At 62.4% G+C, this 19,038-nt stretch carries 21 protein-coding genes and 1 pseudogene; 7 read left to right on the forward strand and 15 right to left on the reverse strand.

Going from position 1 to position 19,038, the window contains the following annotated elements; genetic code table 11:
* Nucleotides 1-248: 248 nt before the first annotated feature.
* From BPHY_RS23500 to BPHY_RS23535, 8 genes are all read right to left on the reverse strand, one after another.
* Nucleotides 249-617, reverse strand: coding sequence for a DUF190 domain-containing protein (locus BPHY_RS23500; protein ID WP_012403956.1), 369 nt, complete (start codon nt 615-617; stop codon nt 249-251).
* Nucleotides 618-625: 8 nt separating this feature from the next.
* The gene (locus BPHY_RS23505) at nt 626-1,024 is read right to left on the reverse strand and encodes a hypothetical protein (RefSeq protein WP_041764595.1); all 399 of its coding nucleotides are present in this window, start codon (nt 1,022-1,024) and stop codon (nt 626-628) included.
* A gap of 93 nt (nt 1,025-1,117) precedes the next feature.
* Nucleotides 1,118-1,444 carry a DUF190 domain-containing protein gene (locus BPHY_RS23510; protein ID WP_041764597.1) on the reverse strand — a complete coding sequence of 109 codons (327 nt, stop codon included), beginning with the start codon at nt 1,442-1,444 and terminating at the stop codon, nt 1,118-1,120.
* A gap of 323 nt (nt 1,445-1,767) precedes the next feature.
* A complete protein-coding gene (locus tag BPHY_RS23515; RefSeq protein ID WP_012403959.1) occupies nt 1,768-2,349 on the reverse strand; it encodes a TetR/AcrR family transcriptional regulator in 582 nt (193 codons plus the stop codon).
* Nucleotides 2,350-2,423: 74 nt separating this feature from the next.
* Nucleotides 2,424-4,109 carry an ATP-dependent DNA ligase gene (locus BPHY_RS23520; RefSeq protein WP_012403960.1) on the reverse strand — a complete coding sequence of 562 codons (1,686 nt, stop codon included), beginning with the start codon at nt 4,107-4,109 and terminating at the stop codon, nt 2,424-2,426.
* The gene (locus BPHY_RS23525; protein WP_012403961.1) at nt 4,106-5,158 is read right to left on the reverse strand and encodes a ligase-associated DNA damage response exonuclease; all 1,053 of its coding nucleotides are present in this window, start codon (nt 5,156-5,158) and stop codon (nt 4,106-4,108) included. Before BPHY_RS23525 ends, BPHY_RS23520 begins: the two co-directional genes overlap by 4 nt.
* Nucleotides 5,159-5,362: 204 nt before the next feature.
* A complete protein-coding gene (locus tag BPHY_RS23530) occupies nt 5,363-5,749 on the reverse strand; it encodes a hypothetical protein (protein WP_012403962.1) in 387 nt (128 codons plus the stop codon).
* Nucleotides 5,750-6,221: 472 nt separating this feature from the next.
* Nucleotides 6,222-6,578: a DUF3564 domain-containing protein gene (locus tag BPHY_RS23535; protein ID WP_012403963.1), complete on the reverse strand. Its 357-nt coding sequence runs from the start codon at nt 6,576-6,578 to the stop codon at nt 6,222-6,224.
* Between the two features lie 352 nt (nt 6,579-6,930).
* On the opposite strand from BPHY_RS23535, the gene BPHY_RS23540 reads away from it, so the two are divergent.
* The 3 genes from BPHY_RS23540 to BPHY_RS23550 all read left to right on the forward strand — a co-directional run bounded on the left by BPHY_RS23540 (nt 6,931) and on the right by BPHY_RS23550 (nt 9,977).
* Nucleotides 6,931-7,878 carry an ABC transporter ATP-binding protein gene (locus BPHY_RS23540; protein WP_012403964.1) on the forward strand — a complete coding sequence of 316 codons (948 nt, stop codon included), beginning with the start codon at nt 6,931-6,933 and terminating at the stop codon, nt 7,876-7,878.
* Nucleotides 7,875-8,636, forward strand: a complete 762-nt coding sequence (locus BPHY_RS23545; RefSeq protein WP_012403965.1) for an ABC transporter permease — start codon at nt 7,875-7,877, stop codon at nt 8,634-8,636. The genes BPHY_RS23540 and BPHY_RS23545 overlap by 4 nt, the downstream gene beginning before the upstream one ends.
* A 111-nt stretch (nt 8,637-8,747) precedes the next feature.
* Entirely contained in the window at nt 8,748-9,977 is a 1,230-nt protein-coding gene (locus BPHY_RS23550; protein WP_012403966.1) for a sensor histidine kinase, read from the forward strand.
* 59 nt (nt 9,978-10,036) lie between these two features.
* On the opposite strand, the gene BPHY_RS23555 is transcribed toward BPHY_RS23550, so the two are convergent.
* From BPHY_RS23555 to BPHY_RS41865, 3 genes are all read right to left on the reverse strand, one after another.
* A complete protein-coding gene (locus BPHY_RS23555; protein WP_012403967.1) occupies nt 10,037-10,162 on the reverse strand; it encodes an MFS transporter small subunit in 126 nt (41 codons plus the stop codon).
* A gap of 22 nt (nt 10,163-10,184) precedes the next feature.
* Nucleotides 10,185-11,588 (reverse strand): L-lactate MFS transporter, encoded by a 1,404-nt coding sequence (locus BPHY_RS23560; RefSeq protein ID WP_012403968.1) that lies wholly within the window; start codon nt 11,586-11,588, stop codon nt 10,185-10,187.
* A 301-nt stretch (nt 11,589-11,889) separates the two neighbouring features.
* Nucleotides 11,890-12,063 carry a hypothetical protein gene (locus tag BPHY_RS41865; protein WP_157686675.1) on the reverse strand — a complete coding sequence of 58 codons (174 nt, stop codon included), beginning with the start codon at nt 12,061-12,063 and terminating at the stop codon, nt 11,890-11,892.
* A gap of 127 nt (nt 12,064-12,190) precedes the next feature.
* On the opposite strand from BPHY_RS41865, the gene BPHY_RS23565 reads away from it, so the two are divergent.
* Entirely contained in the window at nt 12,191-12,406 is a 216-nt protein-coding gene (locus BPHY_RS23565; RefSeq protein WP_012403969.1) for a hypothetical protein, read from the forward strand.
* 28 nt (nt 12,407-12,434) lie between these two features.
* A complete protein-coding gene (locus tag BPHY_RS23570; protein ID WP_052306177.1) occupies nt 12,435-13,115 on the forward strand; it encodes a GntR family transcriptional regulator in 681 nt (226 codons plus the stop codon).
* Nucleotides 13,116-13,189: 74 nt separating this feature from the next.
* On the opposite strand, the pseudogene sucD reads toward BPHY_RS23570, so the two are convergent.
* Nucleotides 13,190-14,061: pseudogene (gene sucD, locus BPHY_RS23575) on the reverse strand (succinate--CoA ligase subunit alpha).
* 1 nt (nt 14,062) lies between these two features.
* Nucleotides 14,063-15,286 carry an ADP-forming succinate--CoA ligase subunit beta gene (gene sucC / locus BPHY_RS23580; RefSeq protein WP_012403972.1) on the reverse strand — a complete coding sequence of 408 codons (1,224 nt, stop codon included), beginning with the start codon at nt 15,284-15,286 and terminating at the stop codon, nt 14,063-14,065.
* A 307-nt stretch (nt 15,287-15,593) separates the two neighbouring features.
* On the opposite strand from sucC, the gene frc reads away from it, so the two are divergent.
* Both frc and BPHY_RS23590 read left to right on the forward strand, forming a co-directional pair.
* Entirely contained in the window at nt 15,594-16,841 is a 1,248-nt protein-coding gene (gene frc / locus BPHY_RS23585; RefSeq protein ID WP_012402926.1) for a formyl-CoA transferase, read from the forward strand.
* A 74-nt stretch (nt 16,842-16,915) separates the two neighbouring features.
* Entirely contained in the window at nt 16,916-17,473 is a 558-nt protein-coding gene (locus tag BPHY_RS23590) for a hypothetical protein (RefSeq protein WP_012403973.1), read from the forward strand.
* 88 nt (nt 17,474-17,561) lie between these two features.
* Here the strand turns inward: BPHY_RS23590 and BPHY_RS23595 are convergent, their stop codons facing one another.
* Both BPHY_RS23595 and BPHY_RS23600 read right to left on the reverse strand, forming a co-directional pair.
* Nucleotides 17,562-17,819, reverse strand: coding sequence for a hypothetical protein (locus BPHY_RS23595; protein WP_012403974.1), 258 nt, complete (start codon nt 17,817-17,819; stop codon nt 17,562-17,564).
* Between the two features lie 96 nt (nt 17,820-17,915).
* Nucleotides 17,916-18,860 carry a LysR family transcriptional regulator gene (locus BPHY_RS23600; protein WP_012403975.1) on the reverse strand — a complete coding sequence of 315 codons (945 nt, stop codon included), beginning with the start codon at nt 18,858-18,860 and terminating at the stop codon, nt 17,916-17,918.
* Nucleotides 18,861-19,038 lie beyond the last annotated feature (178 nt).

The raw sequence follows: 19,038 nt of genomic DNA on the forward strand, positions 1-19,038 counted from the left end.
CAGGCGACGATGACGGGAGCGATAAAAGCCTTGATGGCAAGCAGCACGGGCGGCCAGCGATGTAAGTGAACGCTGATTATTGCACAGCCCGTGCGCGAAATGCCATGCCGTTGCAACTGCAACGGCATTTGCGATGCAACTTGCTGCACGGAGAGCCAGCCGCCGACGGATCGCGCACGCCGCTGCGCGCACGAGTGGTCCACTCTCGCGCGGTGGCGCTGTGAAGCGTGCGGCCCATGCGTGCAGCGCTAGCTCGAATGGCCCCTGAACAGACCGTGGTGCTTCGGCGGACCGGCGGCTGCATCGTCGCCGATCCAGCCAAACTCCACGGGCACGCGGGTGAAGAACACATGAACGTTCGCCGCGCGCACGATGTCGAGTAGACGGTCCGCTTCCTCATCCGTCGTAGCGAGGATGATCTGTTGCGGCTGGTCGCCGAGCGAGAGTGCGTGCGCTACATGGTGTGCGCCCGCATGGCCGATACCCTGAGCGCAACTGACGACAGTCGCGCCCTGTATGCCGAGCGCGCGCGCCTCATGCAGCAGCCATTCGCACACGGTCAGATGACCGTGCTTGCGGCTGCGCTCGGTGAAGAAGGTCAATTGACAGCCGTTCATCGCCAGACTCATCGGCGTTGCGCGTGTGAAGCCGAAGCAGACGGCGCCTTGCCGCTCACATGGCTCATATGATGCCTCGCATAGTCGACCGCTTCGATCAGCACGGAAGCGATTTCGCCGACACGCTCGCGCGGTATGCGAATCTCGACCCATTCGCGCATCGCCGAGCGGCCATACGGCTGAAAGGCGAACGCACGGCCGGCGTTCACCAGCATCGCCGCGCGCTGGGCAGGCAGCTTGATACCGATTCCACTGCCGTACACGCAAAACGCGAGCTGCGAATCGACGAATGCGGCCGGGCAGCCGAACATCGTGCCTGCACGCACGAATGGATACTTGTCCCGAATGCAAGCGAACACCGCATCGAACAGTCCGACATCATGCAAGAGTCTTGGCTCTGTCTTCATCGTGTTTCTCCTGTCGCCCGGATTCGCGCCGCACCGCAACGGATGCGCGTGTCGATAATCGTGTGCGTCAGACATCAGGAAGATTACGCGCTTTCATGGAACGCCGCTGCCTAACACCTCGTATTCGACTGCGCAGCGAGTATAGAAGAGCGGCACGTCGCCTTGCCGCAGACAGTCGAGCAGCGCATCCACACGCGCGCTTTCTCCCGCAAGCGTGATCGCGACGGGCTGATCGGCGAGTTCGACGAAGCGCGCTGCGTGATATTTACCGCGCAGGTCGACGCATTCGCTGACCTCGACCACCGTTGCGCCATGAATGCCTGCCTGACGCGCTGCTTCCAGGATCCAGTCGACAGTCGTCTGATGGTGCTTGCGCGGCCCGGTGGTGGCCGCGAACACGGTGAGCTGGCTGCCTTGCATCGCCGATCTCCCTACGCTTGAGATGCGCTGACGTGTGAGAAGCATTATGGCGCCACCTCCGCGCGTGGAACAGCCTTGCAAGAGCGATGCCCGTTGCTCGCAGGAACGCGATGCGGCACTGCATCACGCGATGAACAGCGACGGTCGTTTGCCCCCGCGTAGATAGATCGCATGGACGGAAGTCGAGCGCGACGTGCGCGCGCTGATTGCATCTGAGCCGGCGCTTGCATCGCGCGAAGTCGCGACCGTGCCGTATGTCACATCCGCGTACAGTGCGACGCGGATCGATTGATGCGCCTATAACGGGTGCAACGATGCGTTGGTCAGTGCTTGCGCACCAGCGCATCGACGAGCGCGAACGCCGTCTGCTTCAATTTTTTCGGATCGCCGTACACGCGCTCCATCACCGCGATGCCGCGCGTCGTCGTGACGACCAGATTGGCGGCCTGCTGCGGCGGCAGCGTCAATTGCGCGCGTGCTTCTTTCGTGTCGAGAACGGCGAGCACGGCCGCCTCGAGCGCATCGAGCATGGCCTGCACGGCTTCGCGCGGACGCTGCGAGTCCGGATCGATCTCGACGGCCGTTTTCGTCGACAGGCAACCGCGCGTCGGTGTGCCTTGCGTGATCGAACGGATTGCGAACGTGAAAAACGACGTCAGCGCATCGTGTACATCGGGCTTGTCGAGCGCTTTGCGCGCGTCCGCGATGAGACGTTGCGCATACCGGTCGAACACGCGAATGAAGATTTCTTCCTTGTCGCCGTACGCGTTATACAGCGAGCCGCGCTGCACACCCGTCGCTTCCGCGAGATCCAGCATCGACGTCGCACGAAAGCCCTTGCGCCAGAACACGTCTAGCGCGTGTGCGAAGGCATCGTCTTCATTGAACTGGCGAACTCCAGCCATGTTTTTGCCTCGGTCGGGAAATGCTCAAAGCGATATCTTGACACCGCTGGCTAGAATGCACAGAGAAGGTGACGTCAGCGTGCGCGTTCGTCGATGAAGCCCTTGAGCGTCGCGAGTGTGTCGGCGTCGTCGATATGCTTGTCGGTGCGCCAGCGCAGCATGCGCGGAAAGCGCACGGCCACGCCGGACTTGTGACGCGGGCTCGCCTGAATGCCTTCGAAGCCGATCTCGAACACGAGCGTCGGTGTGACGCTGCGCACCGGGCCGAATTTTTCGACGGTCGTCCTGCGCACGATCGCATCGACTTCGCGCATCTCATCATCTGTCAGGCCCGAGTAGGCCTTCGCGAAGGGCACGAGCGTACGCACGCCGTCCGCTTCGTCCCAGACGGCGAACGTGAAATCGGTGTAGAGGCTCGCGCGCCGCCCGTGGCCGCGTTGCGCGTAGATCAGCACGGCGTCGATCGCATAGGGGTCGATCTTCCATTTCCACCATGTGCCCGCCGCCTTGGTGCGGCCGACGCCGTACATCGACGCGCGCTCCTTGAGCATCAATCCTTCGACGCCGCGTGCGCGGCTTTCGTCGCGCAATGCGGCAAGCGCGTGCCAGTCGTGTGCATCGACGAGGGGCGACACACGCAGCAGATCTTTCGCGAGGGTATCGGCGAGCGTTACGCCCAGCGTGTCGAGCCGCGCGCGCCGTTCGTGCAGCGGCCGCATGCGCAAGTCCTCGCCGCGCGATTCCAGCAGGTCGTAGGCGAGGAACGTGGCGGGCGATTCGGCGAGCACGCGCTTCGTCAGCGACTTGCGCGTGATGCGCGGTTGCAGCCTCGCGAAGGGCAGCGGCGCGAGCGCGTCGGGTTCCCATGCGAGAATCTCGCCGTCGAGCACATGACCGTCCGGCAGCGCTTCGCCCAACGCGACGACTTCGGGAAAGCGGTCCGTGATCAGATCTTCGCCGCGCGACCACACCCACACGCGGCCATCGCGTTTCACGACTTGCGCGCGTATGCCGTCCCACTTCCATTCGGCGAACCACGATGACGGATCGCCGAGTGTCGCGGGATCGGATTGCAGCGGATGTGCGAGAAAGAACGGGAAGGGCAGGCCGCGCTCGCTTTCGTGACGCACAAGCGCGGCTTCGGCGTCGCCGTTTGCATCGTCCGAAGGGGCGGGCGCGATGAGACGCAGATAGCGCGCGGCGTCGGGCGGCTGGCTCGAATCCGTCCAGCCGACCATGCGCTGTGCGATCAGCTTGTGATCGACGCCCGCGACGTCGGCGAGCGCGCGCACGACGAGCTGCCGCGCGACACCTACCCGAAAGCCCCCGCCGATCAGCTTCGTGAAAAGGAAGCGGCCGCTCCAGTCGAGTTCGTTCCAGTACGCGACGAGACGCTCACGCAGTGTTTCCGGCGAAGCACCGCGCAGTGTCAGGATGCGTTCTTCGATCCATTGCGTGAGCCCCAGTTCGGACGTGCGAGCAGCAGGCGGCAACACATGCGCAATGGTCTCCGCGAGATCGCCGACGGCCTGATACGACTCTTCGAACAGCCACTCCGGCAAACCCGCGTGCGTACGCGCGATCTCGGTGAGCAGGCGCGTCGGCACCGACTGGCGAGGCTTGCCGCCCGCCAGGAAATACGACGCCCATGCCGCGTCTTCGGGCGGCGCGGCATGGAAGTAGGTGATCAGCGCGTCGAGCTTGTCGCGTGTCGACGTGGTCGCGTCGAGTGCCGTGTAGAGCGTGGCGAAGCGTTTCATGATGCCGCGGGCGCTGCTGCGTCGTTGCCCGCTGCCACATCGGCTTCGATCGCGTCGTCGCCATACTCGGTGGCAAAAGCGCCCGCTTCGAGCCCCTGTTCGCGCAGCCAGCGCACCAACGGGTCGACCTGGCCGTGCGTGACGATCACGCGCTGCGCGCCCGTCGCCGCGATCGCCGTTTGCAGGCCGGGCCAGTCCGCATGGTCGGACAACACGAAGCCGCGATCGACGCCGCGTCGCCGGCGCGTGCCGCGCAAGCGCATCCAGCCCGACGCGAACGCGTCGCTGTAGTCGCCGAAGCGCCGCAGCCACGCGCTGCCTTGCGCCGACGGCGGCGCGATTACGAGCGCCTGCCGGAAGGCCTCTTTGTTCTTCGCGGGGATGTCGCTCACCAGGTGCACATGCGGCAGCGCAACCCCTGCCGCACGATACGCACGATTCAACGGTTCGACGGCGCCGTGACAGAAGATCGGCCCGATGCCCGCATCGACGCCCGCCAGTATGTGCTGCGCTTTGCCGAACGAATAGCAGAAGAGCACGGACGCGCGGCCCGTCGCCGCGTTGTGCCGCCACCAGCTGTCGATGCCGTCGAACACCGTCTGCGGCGCATCCCAGCGGTAGATCGGCAAGCCAAAGGTCGATTCGGTGATGAAGGTATGGCAGCGCACGGATTCGAACGGCGCGCAGGTCGGATCGGGATCGAGCTTGTAGTCCCCGGATGCCACCCACACTTCGCCGCGATACTCGACGCGCACCTGTGCCGAACCCAGCACATGTCCCGCCGGATGCAGCGACACGTCGACGCCATTGATCGCAATGCGCTTGCCGTACGCCAGCGTGTGCAGATCGATGCCCGGCAGCCTCGCTTGCAGCACGAGCGCGCCGGGTTCGGCGGCCAGATAGCGGCGATGCCCGAAGCGCGCGTGGTCGGCATGTGCGTGCGTGATAACAGCCCGCTCGACGGGCTGCCACGGATCGATATGGAAGTCGCCTTGCGCACAGTACAGGCCTTCGGGACGCGCGACGATCAGGTCCGTCTGTTGATTCACGTTTGTCTCCGGGCTGTCTCAGCGGGGACAGGCTGCATGGCATTGGCATGGGCCTGTGCATCGATGGACTCGCGCAACGGGACGGAAGTTCATTGGCCGGGTACACGCATTGTTGACCAGGACGCAAAACGCCCCCGCGTCCGATGAACGCCGGGGCGCCCGCGTGACAGCCGGCTCCTATGAAGTCACGCAACCGTCACGCCATTACTGACCGCCCTGATTGGTGCCGGGCTGCATCGTGCCGTTCTGCTGCATCGTGCCGCGTTGGTGCGTCGTACCGTTGCCCGAGCGGCTCATGCTGTTCGGCGTCGCGCCCGTACCGGTGCCCGCGCCGCCGCCCGTCCCCGTCGTGCCAGGCGCGCCGTAGCCGCTATCGTTCGAGTTGCCTCGTTGCATGCGGTTCATGTTGGCGCCCGGCGTCGCTACGCCACCTGCGCCACCAGTATTGCCGCCGCCCGCGCCGACGCCATTGCCAGACGAACCGCCGCCCGCGCCGTTACCGCCGCCGGCGCCGGCACCCTGCGCGTACACACCGCCGGACAGAGCCATTACGAGGGCAGTGGCAAGTACCTTCTTCGTCATGCTTTTCATGGTCGAACCTCCAGGAGTGGGTTGGATCTTCACGAGTCGGTTCTGGCGACCCGCCCGTGCCTTCTCTTGCGCAAACCCTGTGCCGCGTGCGCAAGGGTCTTGCCGCAAGCCGCCGCCTGGAACGCTGCTTGCGAACACGCGCTGACGCGTCGCGTCTTATCTAGCAAAGCAGCCGACGATGGCCAGCAAGCGGCGCAATTCGTCGTCTTCCGCGCCGGCGGAAGATCTCAAATCGAAAGATCTCGGCCGTTCGCGGGGGTGGCCGCACAATGAAGCACTGCGTACGAATCAGGGCATGAAAATCGCGGGCCACAGAACACACTGCGCGCGGGACCGCGCAGTCCGCCCTTGCTCGAGAAAAAAGCACGTACTTCGACCATGAGCGCATCGAGGGCTCGTGCACGAGGGAAACGATCGGCGCTGCTCGCGAGACGGACGCGGTGCTGAAGGAAGAGGCGCGGGAAAGAAGCGGCTAACGTCGCGGCGGCGTGGACAAAGGTGAGCTTTCGCGTTCGACTGCCTGCAGCCGCCAGTAGCCCGCTATCTCTTCGGGCCGCGAATGCGAGATCCACTTCGCCTGGCCTTGCGCCGAGGTCATGTTGCCGTGCCGGTCCACGCGCACGCCATACAGCGTGACGAGCGGCTGCTCGCTGCCGCGCGCGCACAGCGACATGATGTGGCCGTCCTCGCGTATGTCGCCCGAAGACGGCAACTCGACCCCGCGACGGTCCTGCGACGTCCATGCGTGGCTGATCGTGTCTAGCCACAACACTGCATAGTCGTGATTGACCGTCGGGTCGGATGTATTGATCAGGATCGACAGACGCATGAAGCCTCCATGTCCGCTTGATCGGCCGCGCGGACGTCGCGGCGGGATGCTGTCGCGACCGTGTGCCTGTGTGCTGGTCGGCACCAGGGCAATCGCTTTCGCCGGATCAAGCAACGCCCGTTCCAACGTGTGCGCGAACGCATGGTCGCGGTGCTGCAGGCGCGGGCGGCGTGCGATGCAGGTTGTGCCGCCGGCCGCGCTGTACAAAGTGCAAACCGCCGTTGGCGTTTTTACGCGGCATGGTCGTCTGCGTTGAGCGCTTTTGATGATTCGGCACGCATGGCCGATGTCCAAACGGAGGAACGGACAGAGTAGCGGCGCGGGCGCGCGCTATCTGCTATCGTTCGCGTCTATGCGACCCATTATCTCGGTTTCGAATCTGTCGAAGACCTACGCAACGGGCTTTCAGGCTCTCAAGCGTATCGACCTCTCCATTCGCCCAGGCGAAATCTTTGCATTGCTCGGGCCGAACGGCGCGGGCAAGACCACGCTGATCAGCATCATCTGCGGGATCGTCAACGCGACGGAAGGCAGCGTGTCGGTCGACGGTCACGATATCCGCAACGACTATCGCGCCGCGCGCTCGCTGATTGGGCTCGTGCCGCAGGAACTGACCACGGACGCCTTCGAGACCGTATGGGCGACCGTCTCGTTCAGCCGCGGGCTGTTCGGCAAGCCGAAGAATCCAGCTTACATCGAAAAAGTGCTGCGCGATCTGTCACTGTGGGAGAAGCGCAATAGCCGCATCATCCAGTTGTCCGGTGGCATGAAGCGGCGCGTGCTGATCGCGAAGGCCCTGTCGCACGAACCGCGCGTGCTGTTTCTCGACGAGCCGACGGCGGGTGTCGACGTCGAACTGCGCCGCGACATGTGGAAGCTGGTGCGCTCGCTGTCTGCGAACGGCGTGACGATCATCCTCACCACGCATTACATCGAGGAAGCCGAAGAGATGGCCGACCGCATCGGCGTGATCAACGGCGGCGAACTGAAGCTCGTCGAAGAGAAAGCGGAATTGATGCGCAAGCTCGGCAAGAAACAGTTGACGCTGCAACTCGAAGCGCCGCTAGCGAGCATTCCCGCGACGCTCGTGCACTACGGGCTGGAACTCGGAAACGAGAGCACCGAACTGGTCTATACCTACGACGCCGAACGCGAGAAGAGCAGCAGCATCGTTGCGCTGCTCAACGATCTCAGCGAAGCGGGCATCCGTTTCAAGGACTTGCATACGACCCAAAGCTCGCTCGAAGACATCTTCGTGAGTCTCGTGCACCGAAAACAACAAGAGGAAAGCGTGCGATGAATCTTCATGCAATCCGCGCCATCTACCGTTTTGAAATGGCGCGCACGGGACGCACGCTGATGCAGAGCATCATCGCGCCTGTCATTTCGACGTCGCTGTATTTCATCGTGTTCGGCTCGGCGATCGGCTCGCGCATCCGTGAAGTGGAAGGCATCAGCTACGGCTCGTTCATCGTGCCGGGGCTCATCATGCTGTCCCTGCTGTCGCAGAGCATTTCGAATGCGTCGTTTGGCATCTATTTCCCGCGTTTCACGGGCACGATCTACGAGCTGCTCTCCGCGCCCGTGTCATACCTGGAGATCGTGATCAGCTATGTCGGCGCGGCGGCGACCAAGTCGATCGTGCTCGGCCTCATCATTCTTGCGACGGCAGGCCTCTTCGTGCCGCTGCAGGTGCAGCATCCATTCTGGATGGTGGCGTTTCTGGTGCTGACGGCTGTCACGTTCAGTCTGCTCGGTTTCATCATCGGCATCTGGGCCGACAACTTCGAGAAGCTGCAGCTCGTGCCGCTGCTCATCATCACGCCGCTGACGTTTCTCGGCGGCAGCTTCTATTCCGTCGCGATGCTGCCACCGGCATGGAAAGTCGTCACGCTGTTCAATCCCATTGTCTATCTGGTCAGCGGCTTTCGCTGGAGCTTCTTCGGGCTCGCGGATGTCAGCGTCGGCATCAGTCTCGGCATGACGGCGCTTTTTCTTTGCATCTTCCTTGCCGTGATCGCGTGGATCTTCAAAACGGGTTATCGGCTCAAGTCGTAGTAGGATGAACGTCGTCGGCCTGCCGCCGACATGAGGGAAGACTGAGGCGCCGTGCGCGCCCCAGCCGTTCGACATCGCAGCACGACGCTTTTAGCGGGGCGCGAGCGACACATGGCCACGACGCAATCACGACCGCTCGGCGGGTTCGCCGGATACATCCGCAAGAACGAAGTCGAACTCACCGAACGCTGGCTGAAATCGGTGTTCAGCGACGTCGAACTGACGGAACCTGACCGGCTGACCAACGAGCAATTGTCGGATCACGTTCCCGACATACTCGAATCCATCTGCAGCGCGCTCGAGCAACAGGATCTCGAAGAGGTCGAACCCGAGATCGAACGCAAGGCGCGGCTGCACGGCAAAATGCGCTGGAAGCAGGGCTATCGCATCGACGAACTCGTGCGCGAGCTCGATCTGTTCCGTCAGGTGCTGATGGGCGCCGTCGCGCAGTACGCGCAAGCGCATCCCGCCTTTACGCGGCGCTACGAAGAACGCGCGCGCTATTTCATCGACGAGTCCGTCAGCTTCGTCACGCTCACGTCGGTGCGCGAAGTCGTGACGGAGCGCGACCGCAAGATCGACGAGTACACGGGGCGGCTGGAACGCGCGAATCACGAGCTGTTGCTCAAGCAGAAGCTGGTCGGTGAACTGTATGAGTCGCGCATGCAGATCACGCGCAGCGTCGTGCACGACCTGCGAAATTTCCTCAACGTGTTTTCGATGGCGCTGCAACTCGTCGCGCGCGCACCTTCGAAAACGGAAGCTGCCTTGGCGCTGGCCAACCGGCAGGCCGCCGACATGAAGGTGCTCGTCGACGAACTGGTCGAGTATTCGGTCGTGCTCGGCGACACCCATCAGGCCGCGATGGAAACCGTGGATCTGCACGCGCTGTTCGAGGAACTGGTCGCGTCCTGCGGTCCGTCGATCCGCGAGAAAGGGCTCAAGCTGAATGCATCGTTCGACGGACAACTCGTATCGGTGCAGTCGAATCGCCTGAAGCTCAAGCAGATCGCGATCAATCTGCTGACGAATGCGGCCAAGTACACGAAGGCGGGCGAAGTCGCGCTCGAAATTCGGGGGCGCGGCAACGACGCGTGGTGTCTGCGGGTCTCCGATACGGGCGTGGGCATCGGGGCAGGGGACCGGGACCGCGTCTTCAAGGAGTTCGAGCGCGCGAACGCGGACGACGTGCCGGGTGCGGGTCTCGGCCTCGCGATCGTCAAGGAGTTGTGCCGCATGCTGCGTGGCGATCTGCGCTTCGACTCGCAGCCAGGAGTCGGCACCACGTTCGAGATCACATTCCCGCTTCAGTTGCGCGTCGCGCAGGCGCCCGAGTTCTAGCCGTCGATGCAAAAAGGCCGGGCATGCCCGGCCTTTTCTTCACTGCGCTGCCGATCGGCTTAGCCGAACAGCTTCATCGCCTGCAGCAGCGTGTTGACCACGCCCCATGTCAGCGGGATCAGCACATACAGCCAGAACACGGCCATGAGGCCCTTGTTCGTCGGATGAGCGTTTTGCGTCGACATTGTCGTTCTCCTGTGTCGGACCTTATTTGGCGGATGCGAGCTGCGCGTCCGTCATGTGATGCTTTTCGTGCACGTGTTTCACCAGCAGGTTGCAGATGAAGCCGATCACGAGCAACACGGTCATGATATGGACCGTCATCGTGTAGGCGTCTGCCTTCGCAACGCCATGCGCGACCTGATAGGCGCGGATGTAGTTGACGAGCACGGGACCCGCGACGCCTGCTGCCGCCCACGCCGTGAGCAGACGGCCATGAATGCCGCCGACGAACGCGGTGCCGAACATGTCGGCGAGATAAGCGGGCACGGTCGAGAAGCCGCCGCCGTACATCGACAGGATCACGCAGTAGCACAGCACGAACATCGCGATGTTGCCCGTCGACGCGAAGCTCGGCACGAGCCAGTACAGCACGGCGCCCAGCGCGAAGAAGATGAAGTAGGTGTTCTTGCGGCCGACGTAATCCGACGCCGATGCCCACACGAAGCGTCCGCCCATGTTGAAGAGCGACAGCAGGCCGACGAAGCCCGCGGCTGCGGCAGCCGTCACCGTGTCCTTGAAGCTTTCCTGGATCATCACCGACGCCTGTCCGAGAATGCCGATGCCCGCCGTCACATTCAGGAACAGCACCAGCCAGATCAGATAGAACTGGGGCGTCTTCAGCGCCTGGTCGATGTGCACGTGGTTGCGTGTGATCATCTTCTGCGTCGTGGTTGCGGGCGGCGTCCAGCCGGCCGGCTTCCAGTCTGCGGGCGGCACGCGGATCGCGAGCGCGCCGATCGACATCGAGATGAAGTACGCAATGCCGAGTACGATGAACGTTTCAGCCACGCCGATGCTGGTCGCACTCTTGAAGTGGTTCATCAGCGCGACGGACAACGGTGCCGCGATCATCGCGCCGCCGCCGAAGCCCATGATCGCCATACCCGTCGCCATGCCGCGGCGGTCGGGGAACCAGCGGATCAGCGTCGACACGGGCGACACGTAGCCGAGACCGAGGCCGATTCCGCCAAGCACGCCATAGCCGAGATACAGCAGCACGATCTGATGCGTCCACACGCCGAGCGCCGAGACGATGAAGCCGCCGCCGAAGCAGCAGGCCGCCGTGAACATCGTGCGGCGCGGGCCGACTTTTTCCAGCCACTTGCCGGCGAACGCCGCCGACAAGCCCAGGCAGACGATGGCCAGCGAGAAGATCCAGCCAAGTGTAGTCAGCGACCAGTCGTCCGGTGCCGATTGCGTGATGCCGATGACTTTGGTGAGCGGCCCGTTGAACACGGAGAACGCATAGGCCTGGCCGATACACAGGTGCACGGCGAGGGCGGCAGGCGGCACCATCCAGCGGGAAAAGCCAGGTTGGGCGATCGTTGCCTGTTTAGAAAAGAATGATGGCGAGCGGGCGTCGCCGCCGGGCTCAATAATGCTGCTCATGGTCGGTCTCCGATCGGGCTAAACGTCTGGTTATCGGTTGCAATTGCCGAAACTTGAGCTAGCGCAAATTTCACTGCATATGCTGGGCTGCAACATATTTAAATTGTGCTAGCGGGGTCCAGATTCGGCAATGGCGAGACGATAGGTGCAGGCGATCCGCTTTGCAATATGAGAACGAAAAGCATATGAAGCATGTTTGAAGCGTTGTGCGAAGCGGGAGCGAGTGAATTCAAGCGACCCGACGCCGCAGGTGACGGTATGACGCAGCGCGAACGGCGATTGAGTGTTTTGCCGAATCGATTCAGCCGCGCCGCTTGCTGCGAAAGCACATAGAAAGCTTGTCCAGTGCATCCTCGATGTTCGGGTTCACCCGAATTTCACCGTCGAGGAATTCTTCTAGCAAGTACAGTTCGCCCGCCTGGAAAAAAGTACAGTTTCGTCGCTCATGGCCAGCCGTGGCGGTGGAGCGCCCCACGTGATACCTTGGAAGCGTTGTCTCCGTTGCACAACAGTATTTGATATATCACATACAAGATACTTGATTTTTGTCGCGACGCAGCATATGATTGAGTCATCCAATCACTCAATGACCGGAGCATCAAATGGATTTCGTGTCGCTCGCATTTTTCGCCGTCGCTGTCGTGGGCCTGGGTTCCGCCGCAACCGTGTTGCTGACGCGCTGGATTCCGCAGCACGTCGCCGAACTGGCATCGAAGAACGGCCGCTACGTCGGGCTTGAAGCTGCTACGGCGCGTGAAGCCACGCCGTACCGCGCACGTGTCGAAGCCGCGATGGGCGCGGTCGGCTCGTCGAACTAAGACTGCAGTGGCGACCCCCGCATTGAACCTGCCTCTGGCGCTGCAGCCCATCGGCAACAGCGCCAGCCTTCGCGATCAGGCCTACACGATGTTGCGTCAGGCCATCGCCGATGCCGATATCTACGCGTCGAGCGAAGAGATTCGACTCGACGAGCGCGCGCTGAGCGAGTCACTGGGCGTGAGCCGCACGCCTGTGCGCGAAGCGATGACGCTGCTCGAACAGGAAGGTTTTCTGCGCATGGTGCCACGGCGTGGCATCTATATCGTGCGCAAGAGCAAGCGCGAAATTGTCGAGATGATCCAGATGTGGGCCGCGCTGGAAAGCATGGCTGCGCGCCTTGCGACGCTGCATGCCACCGACGAGGAAATCGCGCGGCTGCGTCACATGTTCGACCAGTTCCGCGATTCGACGCCGGCCGAGCATATCGCCGAGTACTCGGATGCGAACATCGCGTTCCATCAGGCCATCGTCGAACTGTCGAAGTCGCAGATCATTCTCGACACGATCAAGAACATCTTCATTCATGTGCGTGCGATCCGGCGCATGACGATTTCGCAGAGCGACCGCGCGTCGCGCTCGATCGTCGACCACCTGCGCATCATCGAGGCACTGGAGAAGCGCGACACCGAACTCGCCGAACGACTCGTGCGCGAGCACTCGTTGGGATTGGCTGCTTTCGTCGAAGCGAACTGCGACTTTCTCGACTGAGCGCGTTGCGGGAAGATTGAAGAACAAAAGGCCGGCGGACGGCGCAGTCCGCCGGCCTTTTTCATTTCACCTCGTCACTGGAAGGCTTTCAGCATCGTCTCGCCGAGCGCGGCCGGCGACTGCGCGACGTGAATGCCCGCCGAACGCATCGCATCGATCTTCGCGCCGGCTGTGCCCTTGCCGCCCGAGATGATCGCGCCCGCGTGACCCATGCGCCGTCCGGGCGGCGCGCTCGTGCCCGCAATAAAACCGACCACCGGCTTGTTCGTGCGCGAATCCTTGAGGAACTGCGCCGCATCCTCTTCAGCCGAGCCGCCGATTTCGCCGATCATGATGACGCCTTCCGTCTCGTCGTCGGCGAGGAACATCTCGAGGCAGTCGATGAAGTTGGTGCCGTTGACGGGATCGCCGCCGATGCCGATGCAGGTCGTCTGCCCGAGACCGGCCGCCGTAGTCTGCGCGACGGCTTCGTACGTCAACGTCCCCGAGCGCGACACCACACCGATCTTGCCCGGCCGGTGAATGTGTCCCGGCATGATGCCGATCTTGCATTGGCCCGGCGTGATAACGCCCGGACAGTTTGGCCCGATCAGACGCGTCGCCGATCCCGCCAGTGCGCGCTTCACGCGCACCATATCGATCACGGGAATGCCTTCCGTGATGCAGACGACGAGGGGCAGTTCGGCATCGACGGCTTCGAGAATCGCGTCGGCGGCCATCGGCGGCGGCACGTAGATCACGGATGCATTGGCGCCCGTCGCCCCGACGGCATCCGCGACCGTGTCGAACACGGGCAGACCCAGGTGCGACGTGCCGCCCTTGCCGGGCGTAACGCCGCCGACCATCTGCGTGCCGTACGCGACTGCCTGCTCTGAGTGAAATGTGCCTTGAGAGCCGGTGAACCCTGGCAAATCACCTTCGTATTTCGATCGATCAGTACGGCCATGTCAGTTTGCCTCCGTCGCGGCTACCGCGTGGTTCTTGTCCTTGACTGCGGCGACCACCTTGCTCGCTGCGTCGGCGAGATGATCGGCTGACAGAATGGGCAGGCCCGAGTCGCGCAGAATCTGCTTGCCGAGTTCGACGTTGGTGCCTTCGAGCCGCACCACGAGCGGCACCCGCAGATCCACTTCGCGAGCGGCGCTCACCACGCCGTCCGCGATCACGTCGCAGCGCATGATGCCGCCGAAGATGTTGACCAGAATCCCTTCCACTTTTGGATCGCGCAGAATCAGACGGAATGCCGTCGCGACGCGCTCCCTGGTCGCGCCTCCGCCCACGTCGAGAAAGTTGGCTGGCTCGCCGCCATAGAGCTTGATAATGTCCATCGTCGCCATGGCGAGGCCCGCACCGTTCACCATGCAGCCGATGTTGCCGTCGAGCGTGACGTAGTTCAGCCCATGTTTGGCGGCTTCGAGTTCGGCGGCGTCTTCTTCGGCTTCGTCGCGCAGCGCTTCGATGGCGGGGTGGCGGAACAGGGCGTTGTCGTCGAAATTGATCTTCGCGTCAAGCGCGATCACGTCGCCTTGCTGCGTGACGACGAGGGGGTTGATCTCGACGATCGACGCGTCCAGTTCGACGAACGCGCGATACGCGTTGGCGATGAACTGCGTCGCCGACTTGACCTGCTTGCCCGTCAGCCCGAGTCCGAAGGCGAGCTGGCGCGCGTGGAACGGCTGCAGGCCGGTTGCGGGATCGATAGCGACTTTGAGGATCTTCTCGGGCGTATGCGCGGCCACTTCCTCGATTTCCATACCGCCTTCCGTCGACGCCATCACGGTAATGCGCGAGGTGCTGCGGTCGATCAGCATGCCGAGATACAGCTCACGTTCGATCGCGCAGCCTTCCTCTACATAGACGCGCTTCACTTCGCGGCCCGCTGGCCCGGTCTGCTTCGTGACGAGCACGTGCGCCAGCATTTGCTCGGCGCTCGAACCGACGTCGCTGACCGACTTAACGACGCGCACGCCGCCCTTGCCGTTCGGATCGTCGGCGAAGCGGCCTGCACCGCGCCCACCCGCATGAATCTGCGACTTGACGACCCACACCGCGCCGCCCAGCGCGAGCGCCGCGTCTTCGGCCTCCCGCGGCGTGAACGCGACGCGCCCGTTCGGCACGGCGACGCCGTAGCCTTTCAACAGTGCCTTCGCCTGATATTCGTGGATATTCACCTGTCTCCTCGCTAGTTGAATTCGACGCCTGACGGCGCGTAAAGGGTGGGCGGTCGGCTCAGGGTAAATATATGATATGTGATATATCACACCGACTCAAGCACGGAAAATGATCGGGGTTTTCCCTTTGTGAAACGGGTCCTTAATTCGTCATTCAACCTCTCGGCCTTGTCCGTAAAGGCCTGACGTGCTTATGCGGGATTGTGCTTACTAAAGTGAAAGCGCTTGCAGCGATTAGATATATCACATACCGTATTGAGAACGGACGATCCAAACAAGAGCGTCAAGTGCTCGGAGGGGACACAACATGGGCAAGGCACTCGACGGTGTGCGCATTCTCGATTTCACGCATGTGCAATCGGGCCCGACCTGCACGCAGTTGCTCGCGTGGTTCGGCGCCGATGTGATCAAGGTGGAGCGCGCCGGCGCGGGCGACATTACGCGCGAGCAGCTGCGCGATATCCCCGATGCGGACAGCCTCTACTTCACGATGCTCAACCACAACAAGCGTTCGGTGACCATCGACACGAAGAACCCCGAAGGCAAGCTCGTGCTCGAAGCGCTGATCCAGAAGTGCGACGTGATGGTGGAGAACTTCGCGCCGGGCGCGCTGGACCGCATGGGCTTTACCTGGGAGCGCATCCAGGAACTCAATCCGAAGATGATCGTCGCCTCGGTCAAGGGCTTCGGTCCCGGTCCCTATGAAGACTGCAAGGTCTACGAGAACGTCGCGCAATGCGTGGGCGGCGCGGCCTCGACGACGGGCTTCGACGACGGTCCGCCCGTGGTGACGGGCGCGCAGATCGGCGACAGCGGCACGGGCCTGCATCTGGCGCTGGGCATCGTCACGGCGCTCTATCAGCGCACGATGACCGGCCGCGGCCAGAAGGTGCTCGCCGCGATGCAGGACGGCGTGCTGAACCTTTGCCGCGTGAAGCTGCGCGACCAGCAGCGTCTGCAGCGCACGGGGGTGATGAAGGAGTACCCGCAGTATCCGAACGGCACGTTCGGCGAAGCGGTGCCGCGCGCGGGCAATGCATCGGGCGGCGGACAGCCGGGCTGGATTCTCAAGTGCAAGGGCTGGGAGCACGATCCGAACGCGTACATCTACTTCATCACGCAGGCACCCGTGTGGGTGAAGATCTGCAACGTGATCGGCAAGGAAGAGTGGGCCACGGATGCGGACTACGCGACGCCCAATGCGCGGCTGCCGCGCCTGAAGGAAATCTTCGCGGAGATCGAACGCTGGACGATGACGAAGACCAAGTTCGAGGCGATGGAAATCCTCAACAGGCACGACATTCCGTGCGGCCCGATCCTGTCGATGAAGGAAATCATGGACGACGAATCGCTGCGCAAAACCGGCACGATCGTCGAGGTCGATCACCCGGTGCGCGGCAAGTACCTGACGGTGGGCAACCCGATCAAGCTGTCGGACAGCCCGACGGAAGTCACACGTTCGCCGCTGCTCGGCGAACACACCGATGAAGTAATGGCCGAACTCGGCTACTCGCCGGCACAGATCGAAGCGCTGAGGACGGCGGGCGCGATCTGAGCAACGACCTGAGCGAAATCGAGAACAACAACATCGAGCGAACTGGCGCGAATGCGCAACGCAAAGGAGATGACATGCCGGATGGTGCGGACTTCATCGCGTGGTCGGGACTCGAACGTCTCGAACTGTATGTATTCGTCTTCTCGGGCGCACTGATGGTCGCGATCGCATCGATCGTGTTCGTCCGGCGGCTCACGCACGGCAGGCAAAACGCACGGCAAGCGGCAGCAGGCGACAAGATCGTCGATCTGCTCGCATTGGGACTATGTATCTGGCTTGGTTACGCTTTTGTCAACGAGCCGGCGCAACTGCCTGGCGCGGCCGCGCTGTTTGCGGTCAGCGTGCTCGCTGCTGCACTCGGGGCACACGTGATGCTGACCACGCATGAACACACGATGCGTGCGCCGGCGCATTGCGGCATGCTGGCTCGGCGCAGCGCATCGCTGCGCGTCACATGGGACGGCGACGCCGCGCGCATGCAACCCTCGGACGATTTCACGCAGCGCTGGACGTATACGAGCCATCCGCGCCGCACACAGGCACGTTGCCTGTCATCGGCGAGAAACGCGCATCTGGCGCATGTCACGATGCGCGTGCGCAATCGTCAACGTCATCAGGTCAATCGCCGCTGAGTCGCCACTGAGGAAAACCCATATGACGTCCGCGCTTTGATTCAAGCGTGGACGTCGGAGTGAAAAGTCGATGAACAGCAACCCTGCGTCATTGAGCCGTGGAATCTCGATAGAACTGATTCTTCCTGTCGAAGATCAGTTGCGCGAGAAAGTCGGCGTCGTAGGCGTTGAGCAGGTGCGCGTGAAAGCGCTCGATGTAGGCGGTGATGCGCGTCAGTTCGTTGCTGACGTCGTCGAAGAAATCGAGCGTGGCCTGGCTCCAGCGAAAGCGCAGGCCGAGATCGCTGAACGCCGCGTTGTAGGCGCTCAGCAGGGCTTCGTTATGCAATTCGGCAGACTGATTCATCGCAATGCTCCTGGGTCGGGTGACGACGTTCGACAGAAGCATAGAAGCCGCAACGAATCCGCAATAGTTAAAGTTTTATTGGCAATCCATAGCAGGTCATTTATGGACGGCCAACTGGTTCACGCGCGTGATCTGCTCGATCAGATTCGCGCCTTCTTCCATCAGAAAACGCTTGAACGCTACGGCGACGGGCGGCAGGCGTTTGTTCTTGCGGTGCACGACGTACCAGTTGAGCATCACAGGAAAACCCTCGACATCAAGCACGACCAGATGGCCGACCTGCAGCTCGAGGCTAATGGTGTGCGCCGACAGAAACGCGATGCCCATGCCCGCGATCACAGCCTGCTTGATCGTCTCCGTGCTCTTGATCTCCATCGCAATCTTGAGGTTCGTCAGACGTCCCGCGAAGCCTTCCTCCATCGAATTCCATGTATCGGAGCCGCGCTCGCGCACCACGAACGCTTCGCTCGCCAACTGGCTGAGCTTGATGTTGCGCTTGTTCGCGAGCGGATGCGTGGGCGCCGCCACGATCACATACGGATGCGGCGCGAACGCTTCGTTGATCGCGTCCATTTCCTGCGGCGGACGCACCATCACCGCGAGATCGGTCTGATTCGTCGACAGCTGATGCAGCAGTTCTTCGCGGTTATGCACGGAAAGATTCAGCTCGACGCCCGCATAGCGGCGCGTGAACTCACCGAGCAGCCGCGGAAAGAAGTAGTCGCCGGCACTGATCACCGCGACGTTCAGCCTGCCGCCCGACACGCCCTTCAGCTGCCCCATTGCTTCATCCACTTCATGAAATTGCTGAATGATCGCGCGGCTGTAGTGAAGCATTTCGGTGCCCGCCGGCGTCAGGTAGATCTTCTTGCCGAGCTGCTCGAAAAGCGGCAGGCCGGCATGCTCTTCGAGTTGCCTGACCTGGGTGGATACGGCGGGCTGCGTGAGGTGAAGCTCCTCCGCGGCGCGCGAGAAGCTCAGATGCCGCGCCACTGTTTCGAAGACTTTCAGCTGGCGCAGGGTCGCGTTACGCATTGTCATGGCAGATGTATAAGCGAAGATGAATCTTCATGGTAACAAACTTTAATTATCACTAATTCAGCATTGACCCTAGCATGGATTCTGTAATGGCCGAATCGCAGCGCAAGCATCGGGTTAACGCCTAAAACAAAGCCCGGATGAGGCGACAAGAAGAACAGATGACCGGAAAAGATCTAAT

This window comes from Paraburkholderia phymatum STM815 (assembly GCF_000020045.1).
Taxonomy (GTDB): Bacteria; Pseudomonadota; Gammaproteobacteria; order Burkholderiales; family Burkholderiaceae; genus Paraburkholderia; species Paraburkholderia phymatum.